The organism is Candidatus Saccharimonadales bacterium (genome assembly GCA_035457485.1).
Lineage (GTDB): Bacteria > Patescibacteriota > Saccharimonadia > Saccharimonadales > EFPC-124 > DATIBO01.
This window is the reverse complement of record DATIBO010000006.1, coordinates 262445-274844: the sequence shown is the minus strand read 5'-3', so window position 1 is coordinate 274844 and position 12400 is coordinate 262445. Positions and strand designations below refer to the sequence as shown.

The 12400-nt window shown below is 44.5% G+C and carries 12 protein-coding genes; 3 read left to right on the top strand and 9 right to left on the bottom strand.

Going from position 1 to position 12400, the window contains the following annotated elements:
- Window positions 1-66: 66 nt before the first annotated feature.
- From VLA77_01560 to VLA77_01550, 3 genes are read left to right on the top strand one after another with little or no spacing between them, the layout of a single operon-like run.
- Entirely contained in the window at window positions 67-1341 is a 1275-nt protein-coding gene (locus tag VLA77_01560; GenBank protein ID HSE29254.1) for a MurT ligase domain-containing protein, read from the top strand.
- Window positions 1338-2051, top strand: a complete 714-nt coding sequence (locus VLA77_01555) for a glutamine amidotransferase (GenBank protein HSE29253.1) — start codon at window positions 1338-1340, stop codon at window positions 2049-2051. The genes VLA77_01560 and VLA77_01555 overlap by 4 nt, the downstream gene beginning before the upstream one ends.
- A gap of 49 nt (window positions 2052-2100) precedes the next feature.
- Complete coding sequence (locus tag VLA77_01550) at window positions 2101-3540, top strand: L,D-transpeptidase family protein (protein ID HSE29252.1); 1440 nt, start codon at window positions 2101-2103, stop codon at window positions 3538-3540.
- Here the strand turns inward: VLA77_01550 and VLA77_01545 are convergent.
- The 9 genes from VLA77_01545 to VLA77_01505 are packed head-to-tail and all read right to left on the bottom strand — an operon-like array spanning window position 3524 to window position 12392.
- Window positions 3524-4729 carry a hypothetical protein gene (locus VLA77_01545; GenBank protein HSE29251.1) on the bottom strand — a complete coding sequence of 402 codons (1206 nt, stop codon included), beginning with the start codon at window positions 4727-4729 and terminating at the stop codon, window positions 3524-3526. The two genes, VLA77_01550 and VLA77_01545, sit on opposite strands and share 17 nt — an antisense overlap.
- Window positions 4730-4747: 18 nt before the next feature.
- Complete coding sequence (locus VLA77_01540) at window positions 4748-5227, bottom strand: type II secretion system protein (GenBank protein ID HSE29250.1); 480 nt, start codon at window positions 5225-5227, stop codon at window positions 4748-4750.
- 52 nt (window positions 5228-5279) lie between these two features.
- Window positions 5280-5810 carry a hypothetical protein gene (locus tag VLA77_01535; GenBank protein ID HSE29249.1) on the bottom strand — a complete coding sequence of 177 codons (531 nt, stop codon included), beginning with the start codon at window positions 5808-5810 and terminating at the stop codon, window positions 5280-5282.
- Window positions 5811-6194: a hypothetical protein gene (locus VLA77_01530; protein HSE29248.1), complete on the bottom strand. Its 384-nt coding sequence runs from the start codon at window positions 6192-6194 to the stop codon at window positions 5811-5813.
- Window positions 6191-6679, bottom strand: coding sequence for a type II secretion system protein (locus VLA77_01525; protein HSE29247.1), 489 nt, complete (start codon window positions 6677-6679; stop codon window positions 6191-6193). The genes VLA77_01530 and VLA77_01525 overlap by 4 nt, the downstream gene beginning before the upstream one ends.
- The gene (locus tag VLA77_01520; GenBank protein HSE29246.1) at window positions 6676-9183 is read right to left on the bottom strand and encodes a prepilin-type N-terminal cleavage/methylation domain-containing protein; all 2508 of its coding nucleotides are present in this window, start codon (window positions 9181-9183) and stop codon (window positions 6676-6678) included. The genes VLA77_01525 and VLA77_01520 overlap by 4 nt, the downstream gene beginning before the upstream one ends.
- Window positions 9173-9643 carry a type II secretion system protein gene (locus VLA77_01515; protein ID HSE29245.1) on the bottom strand — a complete coding sequence of 157 codons (471 nt, stop codon included), beginning with the start codon at window positions 9641-9643 and terminating at the stop codon, window positions 9173-9175. Before VLA77_01515 ends, VLA77_01520 begins: the two co-directional genes overlap by 11 nt.
- Window positions 9644-10690, bottom strand: a complete 1047-nt coding sequence (locus VLA77_01510; protein ID HSE29244.1) for a type II secretion system F family protein — start codon at window positions 10688-10690, stop codon at window positions 9644-9646.
- 1 nt (window position 10691) lies between these two features.
- Window positions 10692-12392: a GspE/PulE family protein gene (locus VLA77_01505; GenBank protein ID HSE29243.1), complete on the bottom strand. Its 1701-nt coding sequence runs from the start codon at window positions 12390-12392 to the stop codon at window positions 10692-10694.
- Between the last annotated feature and the right edge of the window lie 8 nt (window positions 12393-12400).

Genomic DNA, 12400 nt, shown 5'->3' with positions numbered 1-12400 from the left:
GGTGTACCACCAAATTAAAAACGACCCACCTAGCATATCTTTATCGTATCACGTTATAATACCTCTATGCATCGTTTTTTTGGCACAAATTTAGGCAAGCTAGTTCGTGGGTTTACTAAGGTTCGCGGTTCAGGCGGCCAAGCTCTGCCTGGGCTTGTCGTAGAGCGCATTTTGCCAAACTATCTGCAAAATATGCTTCAACAATTACCAGATGGCGTAGTGGTAATTACTGGCACTAATGGCAAAACTACAACCACAAAAATGGTTGTAGAGCTTTTGCAAGCAAACGGCAAAAGAGTCTTAACTAACCCCACTGGCAGTAACTTTACGCGTGGGATCATATCTAGCTTAACCCAACAAGCTAAATTCACAGGTGACCTACCTTTTGATATTGGAGTTTTCGAACTCGACGAGGCTTACGCCCGCCAATTTGTTACTCAAGTTAAGCCAAATTGGGTTTTAGCGCTAAATGTTATGCGCGATCAGTTGGATCGTTTTGGTGAGCTCGACACGGCCGCTAAAATGATTGGCGCAACTATGCACGAGGCTAAAATTGGGATTGTTGTAAACGATGATGATTCGCGCTTGGTCGACCTTGCAAAAACCATCACAGGTAAGCACGGCCAAAAGCTCCACTTTTTTGGAGTTAAGCCAAAACTTCGCCGGTTCTTCCCTATCGACGACGAGCTCGTGGCAGTTGAAAAACTTACCCCGAAAACAAAAACTCACCATCGTGACGTCGAACTTGCCGGTTTTGATGGCCAAAAAGTAACCTATGCTTTTAGCAAAAAAGAATTTAGTGCCCAGTTGCAATTAAGCGGCCAGCACAATTACCAAAACGCTGCGGCCGCATTAACGCTTGTGAATGCTTTAGTAAAAGCCTCGCCCGAAGCTTTGGTTGCACAATTAGCCACGGTCAAACCAGCATTTGGTCGCGGCGAAGAATTTGTATTAAAGGATGGGTCAAAAATCCAACTAGTTTTAGTAAAAAACCCTGCCGGTTTTAGACAAGCTCTGGCGTCTTACCCAGCTACAACTAGCCCGGTAATGTTTGCCGTAAACGATAATTATGCTGACGGACGCGATGTAAGCTGGCTTTGGGATGTTGATTTTATGAGCTTGGCTGGCAAAAAAGTTTTACTAACAAGCGGAACTCGCGCCGCCGACATGGCGTTGCGATTGCAGTATGATGACGTTAAGGTTGAGCGAATTGAGCCAAGAATCGAAGATGCGCTCAAGCAATTTAGCCGACAAAAGGGCGATAAGCTAATTTTTACTACTTACAGCGCCATGTTGCAGTTTTACAAGATCCTCAAAAAACAAGCGGGTAAAACCTTATGAAAAAAATTAATATTCTACACCTCTACCCTAATGAAATGAACATATACGGGGATCGCGGCAACTTACTCACGTTGATGCGCCGCATAGAGTGGCACGGTTTTGAACCAGTTGTGCATTTTCATCATGCAAAAAACACTTTACCAAAAAATATCGATATCGTTTTGGGTGGTGGCGGGCAAGATTCGGCGCAGTCTGATATACAAGATGACATTTTAATGATCGGCGATGAGCTCCACAAGCTGGCCGACGCCGGAGTACCAATGCTCATGATATGCGGCATGTACCAGCTCTTTTGTCATAAATTTATCACTAACACAGGCGAAGAAATTAAAGGAATTGGTATTTTTGATGCCGAAACTCGCGCCAGCAGCCAACGTATGGTCGGAAATCTAAAAGTTAATAGTGAATTTGGAATTTTATACGGTTTCGAAAATCACAGCGGTCGCACATTTTTAAACCAAGGTCAGAATGCCCTTGGTAAGGTTTTACGCGGCAATGGTAATAACGGTCAAGATGGAACCGAAGGCGCACAGACTAACAACGTTTTTGGTGCATATTTGCACGGACCAATGCTGCCAAATAATCCAAGGTTTACTGATGGCTTAATCGCTACCGCAGCCTCGAACTTATTTGGCGAATTTAAGCTAAAGCCGATCAGTGATCACTACGCTTACGCCGCCCGTGAAACTGCAAAAAAGCGTAAATATTAAGACAATTATGATATACTCACTTTAAATGGCGGTGGGCAACTAGTATTTTATGTCGGACGATCAAAACAATATAAAGCATGGCGATGTTAGCTATGATGAGCGTGTAAAAAAACAGACAATTGGCTTGGCTATTGTTGGTGCTGTTCTGGTACTAATTATGGCTTCTGTTTGTGGCACGCTTTGGTATTTCAAAGACCGCGCACTACCAAACACTATGCTTGGTAGTGTTAACGTGGGAGGCAAAACTCGCCAGGAAATCACTAAAATTGCCGAGGAACAGATTGCTAAAGTTAGTCTAATCTTCGAGCAAGGCGAAAAGCGTGTCGAAGCTAAACCTCAAGATCTGGGTGTGCATTACGACGTAAGCCAAACTGTAGAAGATGCCATAAATTCTGGCCGAACTTTTGCCGAATTGTCAAAACCGTGGGAAAATCGTGAACTCGGGCTATATTACACTAGTGATTTTGGCGCAGCTATAAACTTTGCCAAGCAAAACTTCCCAGAGACGGTCACGGACGCCAAAGACGCTGAGCTTATTTACAATGCCGAAGAGCGAAAGTTTACAATTAAAGACGGCGTGCCAGGACAAGGATTTGATTTAACAGAGTACTCGAATTCGCTTCAGCAGGTCGCAAAAACACCTGAGCCCGTTGCTCTTACCGTGAGCACAACAGTTGTTGAGCCAGCGATTAAACCAGATGGCCTACAGGGCGTTCAAGATGAAATTAACAAACGATTAAGCCTATCGCTGAAGTTTTTGTACCAAGGTCGGTTAATGTATTTTGCCGAACCTCAGGATATAGCCGAGATAACGACAATTACTCAAGATGTTGACAATAAAACTGTTAAGTTTAGTTATGACGCCGCTAAAATTGAGCAGTTTTTGCGTCAGAAGGTGAGTCCGAGCGTAGCCTCGCCACCACTTGATGCAAAAGTTCTACGTAATCCAGAAACTGGTACGGAGACTGTTATTCAGGCTGGTCGCGAAGGCAAGCAACTAGCAAACCTTGAAGCGCTTGCGGGTGAGATCTTAGGCGCGTTAGAAAGCAATCAATCAGTCGAGAAAGAAGTTGCCGTTGTCACTGCTCCGTTTAAAACCGTTACCTTATCGGGCGGAGGACAGAACTGGGTAGAAGTTGACTTGAGCGAACAAAGAACTACCTTATGGAGTGGTGATACGCAAGTCGCAAGTTTTATAATTTCTTCGGGTGTAGCACCTTTTTACACCCCAACCGGTGAATATGCTATTTGGTATAAAACCCCAAACCAGGTAATGACCGGTGGTTCGCGCGCATCCGGCGACTACTATTATCTTCCGAATGTAACCTGGGTTAGCTATTTTTACAAAGACTACGGCTTTCACACCGCATACTGGCATAACAACTTTGGAACACCAATGAGCCATGGCTGTATTAATATGCGTGAAGCTGATGCAAAAGCTTTATACGACTTTGCACCAATTGGCACAAAAGTTATCGTACATAACTAGCTAACATCTGGCGGGGATGAGTTAAGCGCCACCAAAGATTTGGCTCGTTAATCTTATTGCTGAGTTCAAGCTGCTGTGTTTGGCTGGCAACGCTAATTTCGCCGGTTAATTTCTGCTTGTCGAGCATGACTTCTAGGTTCAAAGGACTACCCTTCCACAAGACAAAATTAATCGCATCATTACTTATGATTTGCGCTTTCTCGCCCCATTCAGTCGTGACATCAGCAATTACTTGTCGTTCAGCAACCGGGTTAACCTGAATTATATTTGGCCAGCTACTTTCTACAATTTTAGGAGCGTATGCCAAGGCAACATCTCTAGTTTCAGCACCCAAAATTGCACCAATAACTGTTGTAGGTTTTCCAAACACATCTTTAGTAGAAGAAAACAATAGACAGCCGCCAGCTGCAAACGTAAAGCCGGTCTTGATACCGTTTATCCCCGCAACACCAAGGCTCGTGTTTACATTGTTTACCTCACGGCCTAAAATCTGAGCAGACTTTTGATTTACAATCTGTGCTAAGACTGGTTCTTTAAGAACGGCATTTCCTAAAATTACAAGGTCTTCTGTGGTACTAGTAGTTTGTTCAGAAAAGCCACTAGCATCAGCTATGTTAGTATTTTTCATACCCAGATCTTTGGCTAATTGGTTGGCATAATCAATATATGCCTGATCACTTCCAAACGCCCATCTAGTTAGAGTAACGGCCATATTGTTAGCCGACGGCAGCAAAAGCGCCTGCATAGCTTGGTATTGAGTAAGCTGTTGCCCTGCAGAAACAGCAAACACCGACCCACCGTCTGCCACATACTGCCTGTAGATCGCCACGTCTTGATCGCTGATTGTAATAAATTGCCCTTGCTCACCGGCCGCCAAGGGCGACTTTCTCATTAAAGCAAGTCCCGTCATTGCTTTTGCTACACTGGCAGTTGGTTGCGGTTTTTGCTCGCCGAACGTTTTGACTACATTAAGATCAGGAACAAAAACAGCCGCTTGGTCAGAGTCGGGCCACGTTATTTGATCGCTGACCCCAGTATCAACCTCATGAGAAAATATCCGCTGATTAACTGTGACTTGCGGAAGTTGCAAGTTAGCCAAAATGGCAATATAGCTTGTCGGCAACACTACCAGAATCGCAACGACAAGCCATGGCCAACGTTTTTTATGTTCTTCTCTAAAGCTTAGCACTAAGCTTATTTTACTCTATTAGCGAGTAATACTTATAGTTTCGCCGCCCTGGGCATCAGGCGCACTAACTGTGACGCGATTACCTGCACTCGTCTGAACAGTATAGCCGGTATCGTAAGCAGTTGTAGCAGTGGCACATGGAGTGTCGCCGCCAGTTACTGTGCCGGTAGTAGGATCCATAGGGAGATCTGCTATGTAAGTTGGGACGAGCGCCGAGCATAAGTCTACAATATCGGCTGCTGTGGGCTTACCTAATGTCTTTGCAGTCGCGGCAATTCCTGCTGGAAGATCGCCGTTGTTTTGTGCTGCGTAGGAACTAATCGCGTTTAAAATTGCGCTAACATCCGAGCTTCGCTGAGTATTGTTAGCTTGCTGGAACTGCTGCTGCGGGTTAATAGCAATCAAAACGATCGCAAGTAGTATTGAAAGAATTCCGATGACAACCAGAATTTCGATTAACGTAAAGCCTTTTTGAAATTTATTAAGTTTATTGCCCATATTATTACCTTTTCTACCAAAATTATACTACAAACATAAGCATTTTTGGTAACTATATTTGTAAAAAATTAGCCTTTTCTGCATTTTTTGCGTTTGCCAAAATTGTTTCGGCTGAATCTTGGGTTATCACGCCTTTACCAAAAAGCCCTGCGGGAGATACTGAGTTAATCCTAGATCCATAATCTGAGAATGCTGCCACAATTGGCATGAAAAAATTCTTGTTTGCCGCAATCAGTATCAGCTGCTCGCGCGCCAACAAGCCTACAACCACTACGCCAGACGGGTCGAAAGGCGTACGCTGAGCATAATCATCCTGCAAAGCTTTTATATTAGAGTTGGCACTTACGGGCATAACCTTTTGAAAAACCACACTATCGTCCAAGAGTAAAATCCCTGATTCTTTTACAATTTGCTGACTCGTCAAAAACTGCAGCGTTTGATCATGGAGCAAGTGACTATCTTCAACCTCAAGATTTTGAACCAATCCATCCGGGAATACAAACTTGGCAGCCGACTTACCAAAAACGTCAAGGCTATCACGCCTCAGGTACACTACTATTTGTGGTTTTTTAGAGAAAAACATTTACGGGACTTCGCTCCAGCTAGTTACGCTAACCGCATTATTCGACTGATTGACTACAACCTGAATTTTTCGGCGGTAATCCCCAACCACACCTTCGGAGATGATTGTTTTTGTGGGTGCCGAACCGGTTACGCTTATTATAGCAACTCCTTCTGGCAAAGTGAGCGTTTCGCCGCTATAACTTGCATCCCGAATAAGTCTCATAATGGCATTGTCAGCTCCAGATTCCGCCAAACTTAATGCATTTTGTCCAGCCGAATACACAGATGTGGCCCTTATGCTTGCAACGGTGACTACAACGGCTGCCGAGGTTAAAGTTATAGCCATCGTCATAAATGCCAGTAAAACTATCAGCGTTTGACCAGATTCTCTGTTTTGGGTCATGGCTTTGCCACCGTTGTTGAAAATGTTTGCGAAATGGGCGCTTGGTTGACCGCCTGTCCGGTTACAGTAAATGTTACCCTAACTGTTTGTGTACCTGAGTTGCCAAGTTTTTGAAAAGTAATTCCCGAAATTGCGGTTCGGTTGCTATTTAAATTGCTAGTTGTTGATGAATTGTTTAATGTTAGATTTTCACCGGAGAGTGCATAAGTATGGCTTGTGCCTCCTATATTTAAAACCAGCGTCGATCCGCTGCTACCCAATATTAAAGGTGTGGTGATTGTTGTTGATCTCTCTACATCGTAGGTTAGGCGAGCTAAAATAAATCTTCCATCTTCAACGACCGCCGCAGTCGCCTCCGATTCTAGCTTAGCGGCTGTCAAACTTACGAAAATATCAGTTAGTACTACCACAAAAATCGACGTAATTCCCATAACGATTATGAGTTCTACTAAGGTAAAGCCGGCTTTATCAAATATATTTTTCATGGTGAATAGTTTATCGATACATCACTTATCGTTGGCGTACTTGATCCGGGTCCGGTTAACGTTGCCTTATACCTAATATACCTGCCGCTCGTGCCAAAAAGAATCGGTGAATTTGCGCTATAGTACGTACCCGAGGTTCCATCTGGACCAACAAAATTCCAAGTACTATTGTTAGTGTTTGTTGCAACCTGAAATCTAACATCGGTACTTGCCGGCTCGTTTATGGTAAATATTATATTGTTGAATGCCACAGTTGATCCTGCATCAAAACTAGCAGATTCAAATGTTCCCGCAGATTGATAACCGCCCCCGCCACCAGTCGGTGTTCGCGAAATTACTCCTCTAGCTATGGCAAGTTCGGCCGTGTCAGAGGTCGAAGCCATATAGGCATAGTTTCCATTTACAAAAACGTCGTTAATTGTAGCATTCATGTTCAAACTGCTATAAACGGTCGGCGATGACGGTGTCGAAATATTAAGTACCCTTAAATGCGCGCTCGCAATTGCCCCAGCAATAAACGCTCGGTTTCCACTTACAAAAACACTCTGAAGAGTTGCACCCGCTTCATACGAACCCACGACCGAAATGCTTGCCGGGTTGGTGGCGTTAAAAATATAAAATTCCGGCCCACCACTAGCCTGGTCTTTAACAAAATACACAGTGGTGCCGATTGCAAAAACACCACGCCCAGCACCCGAACCTGCGGCGTCATACATTCCAGCAACTGTAGGAGAAGCTGAGTTCGTGACATTTATAGCTGTTAAGTCGCCGACTAAGTTTGCTGTAGCGAGGTAAGCAAAGTTACCCGAAACAAACAAATCGTTCGTGTTACCTGTCAGGTTAACCGACCCGGCCACCGAAGGAGAATCTGGCGTAGGAACATTTACTATAAAAAATTCATCCTGCCCTGCGGTTGCATTTTCAACCCTAGCTACATAGGCTTTGTTGTCGGCGACAAAGACCGAGCGACCATCGTGGGTCCCAGCCAGATCCACCGAAGCAACCGCTACCGGAAATACCGGATCAGTAAGCCTGACCATTATAAGCTCAGCCGAATTGGCCGTCGTGGCTAAGTATGCATATTTGTCTTTAACAAAAACATCGTTAATAATACCTGGTGCGGTGTACGTGCCTAATGAAATTGGCGACGAAGGATTAGTGACGCTAAAAGTTCTTAGAGTAGAACCATATACCAAGTAAGCTCTATCTTGATCTACAAAAACTCTAGTCGCATCTGTAATACTTGATGGAACATCGTACGTACTAACTTGCGTTAACGGCGTCCAGTTAGCTGTACTGGTATAGCTCGGCCTAAATACCGCCATCGCCGCAGCGTATCTATGCGTGGTTCCAAATGTCTGAGTTGAACTCACCGAAGCCGCCGTAGCCTGGTTTTTATCCTGAACGGCAAGATCCTTGTTATTAGAGTAGTTACGTTGAGTAAAGCCCGTACCCGGATTTATAGTAGTCTGACCCTCTGTGTCCATAACCGCACCAAAGACAAGTTCGTTAGCCATCGTGGTTGTAGCTGCGGTTGAGCTCACAGCATCGGTAGCAGTGCTTGCCGCGCCAGTTGCGCTCGCCACTACGTCAAGAGCATCGGTCGAAGCAACTCCACTGTACTCAGTTATTACCATTCTCCTAAATCCAGCCGGCGTACTAAAGTTAGCCGAAATAGTAGTGGCGCCGCCCGTAACATTTAATGCGTAGCATATCCCAATTGATTGTTGCATGGTTGTATCTTCGATCATAACTGCAGTTCCATAGGTGTTACTACGGTCGTCCGAACACGATGCAATCGGGCCATTCGCCGGATCCCAAGAGAAAGCCACTATGATCGCGTTGCCCGCTGTTACATTAGTACTAAAACTTTTACTTAGTAAATAGTCAAAATTATCCTCTGGGGTGGCGACCGCGCTCTGTACGAAATTTATAGATGATCCCCCCGTAGACAACGACACCTGTCCTCCACCAGTCGCATCGACAGTAGTTGAGCTTTTCGTTCCAGTATTAAACTCCACCTCGGTAGTCTGAGTCCAGGAAGCATTCCCCTCATATCGTTGAAAATAGGCAGTACTAGAGAGCGTACTTGCAATCGGTGTATTCCAAGAAACTGTGTATGTGACTTTTTTAGTAGAGGGATCAACGGTTCCACCAGCTTCAACGATCGCCCCGTTTGTGTCACGCTGAGCGTCAGAAATCTGGACACTTCTAGTAAATCCGTCAACGACTTCTGCATTAGCACTCAACCCCCAGGTTGTTCCGCTAACCACAGGATGGTACGTCCCATTTACGGCAAACTGCTGCCAACCAGCGTCGCGAACGACCTGAACCGCAGATTGCGATTCATTTAAAAATGATGCTGCTTGCAAACGCGCAGACTCCTGAACCCTACCCTCACGAGACGCGACCATAGCCGTAGCGAGCGCTGGCAGCATGATAGCCATAATTCCAATCACCACCAAAAGCTCAACAAGCGTTTGTCCGCGCTGCTTAAAGTTCATTTGCAACTCCGTACAGGTTTACCTCAACAACAGTTTGATCACCAACCGAATTCGTGAAAGTTATTGTGTCTTGACTGGCGTTGTATCCCGAAACCTCGCCCGAAGCTTTTGCAAAAATTAAAGTATTCGACGGAAATGTCGAACTTAGGCTAAGACCCTCAACTTGAACCTGAAAATTAGTGGGATTGCTGGGCGAGTAAGATGATCCAGAAAAAAGCGTATAGCTGTTTGCTTCGAACAAAACACCGTAGGACTGTGCAGTCGATCCACCGTCGTCATCGCCCATCATTGATTTAATTTGCTGCGATCTTAGGTCGGCGATCAACATATTTACCGCCGAATCCGAAACAATTTGCCGCTGACTACCGATAATATTAACTGCGGCTAAGCCGACTAAAATAGCCAGTAGCGCCATAACTACTACAACCTCAACCATCGTGAATCCAGCACGACCCGCCATTTAACGTCCGCCAAGTTGGCTGATTAATCCGTAAATCGGCGCGATAATCGAAAGCATCATTCCGCCAATCAATAAGCCGATTACTACTATCAGGACGGGCTCAATTAGCTCACTGACATTTTTTAGAGTTCGAGTAACCTGCTCATCAAAATAGTCGGCCAAATCTTGCATAGTTTTCTCTAGCGTTCCACTTTTTTCGGCAGTTTGTAAAATTCTAATCATCACCGAAGGCACAACTTTTTTATAATGTTTTAGGCCTTCGGAAATTGGCTCACCGTTATCAACTGCACGCTTCATACTTATAATCGCCGATTCAATCTCTTTTTTTGAAACCACACCACGACTGAGCTCCAACGCCTCTGACAGCGGCAATCCAGCCTTTAGCTGCAGTTTGAGTGTCCTCGTAAATCTAGCTAGATCAATTTGACGACCTAAGTTGTCTAAAAAAGGCAACGACAAAAGCACATTTACAACTTGGCGACGCTTAAACCTAATGAGCATAAAGATTCCCACGCCAATAAGCGCGATCGCGATAAAAATAAAGATGTAATTAGCCAAGACAAATTCCGACAAACCAATTAACGCCTTGGTGGTTGGCGGCAAAGTTATGCGCAAGCCGTCAAAAACTTTAGAAACACGCGGAATCACAAAAGTTAAAATTAGAATCAAAACACCCAAAAACACCCCGATTACAAATACTGGGTAAATCAAACTAGCTTTCAGCCGATCAGTGAAATCGATATCTTTTTTAATTGTCGCCTGTAGATCCGTAAGGGCCTGATCAAGCGTCCCAGCCTCTTCGCTGGCTCGAACGATGTTAACTGTTACCGGGTCAAACGCCAACGGCGCCGCTTTCATAGATTCGGAAATTGGCTTACCCTGTTCCAGGCCCTTACGGATCAAGGTTAGAACCTCTTTGCTCGAACCTTTACTTTCGACCAACAGCGTATCTACCGCTTCCAAAATCGGAATCCCAGCCGACAACATTGTAGCCAGATTTGTAATTAAGTTTAGGCGATCACGCGCCCTTAGCCTTGGGTTTGTCATTTTAATCCCTCGTTACCCTCAAAACTTCTTCAATTGTTGTGAGCCCACTTTGGACTTTACTTAGTCCATCTTCCATCATAGTTTCCATTCCTTCAGCCACTGCCTGCTGGAAAATTACTTCTGAGTTAGATTTTTTACTTATTAGCTCCTGAATCTTAGGGGTAACAACTAAAACTTCAAAAATTCCTACGCGACCAATAAAACCAGTGTTATTACAAACCTGACAGCCCTTTCCCCTATAAACACGGATATTGCCTGTACCAAAATATTTATTAACTAATCGTGGATTAAGCGTAACAATCTGAGCGGCAAGCTTAGTGTCGCCTTTTAAGCCAGTTGGTGTTCGGACTATTTCTTGACTGACTTTACAGGTATTGCAAATTTTTCGCACCAAGCGCTGACCAACTATAACGTTAACTGTGGAAGCCACCAAAAAAGGCTCAACTTTCATATCGATTAAGCGCGGCAGAGCAGTTACGGCATCGTTGGTGTGTAAAGTCGAAAGCACTAAGTGGCCCGTCATCGCCGAGTTTATTGCAATACTAGCCGTGTCTTCATCGCGAATCTCACCTACGAACATCACATCTGGGTCTTGACGCAATATGGACCTAAGTCCGTTAGCAAACGTAAGCCCAGTTTTGGCATTAACCTGAATTTGGTTGAGGCCGGCGATTTCGTACTCAACCGGATCTTCAATAGTTGCAATGTTTTTATCGCGAGTATTTAAAATCTTTAAAATGGCGTACATTGTAGTAGTCTTACCCGAGCCAGTTGGGCCGGTTGAAAGCACCATTCCATATGGCCTTAAAAATCCGTTTTGGATCTTTTTTAGATTCGACTCACTCATACCCAAGTCAGCCAAACCAAACTGTCGATTGTGCGACGACAACAAACGTAAAACTACCTTTTCGCCACTAGTAATTGGCACAATCGATACACGTACATCTACATCCTCATCTGTTTTGCCCTGGATCAAAACCCGCATTCGACCGTCTTGAGCGCTCAAATGCTCGTCTGTCCTAAGACGCGCCATGACTTTTATTCTGGTAACCAGCTGGTCGTGAAGCATTTTTGGAAGTCGCACAACATCATGCAAGATTCCATCAATTCTAAAACGGATCTGACTGTATCCTCTGGTTGGTTCGATATGAACGTCCGAGGCTTTGTTGAAGTTTGCATACTCAATAATTGTGTCTACAATTTTAGCAACCGGGACTTCGCTGAGCGCAGCACCTTTTGGCAGTAGGCCTTCGAAAACTCGCGTTAAATCTTTTTTATAAAGTCGCAGAGCTGACTCGATATCACGCTCGGTCGCAAAAAATACTCGGTAACTTTTTTGACCAGCCTTTTTAGCCAACATAGGGAACAAATCTGGCTGCAAATGGTTGGATGTGGCAATTTTTAAGCCCTTATCATCTATACCAAAAGTGATGACCTTAAACTTACTGGCAACTTGTTCGGGGGTGATTTTTAAAACATCCTCAGGGATTGTAGATTGCGACAAAGTCACGAACGGCAATTTTAGCGAGTAAGCAATTAGTTTACCTAGATTCTCATCCGAGACCAAATCGCGATCTAAAAGCACGTCATATAAGCTCTTAGCCTCGGTCTTAGCTAAATCACGAGCCTTGTTTAAATCATCGACAGAAAGGTAGTCGAGCTCAGCAAGCAGTTTGTATAACTGTTCGTCATCTATTCCCATGCCACCCT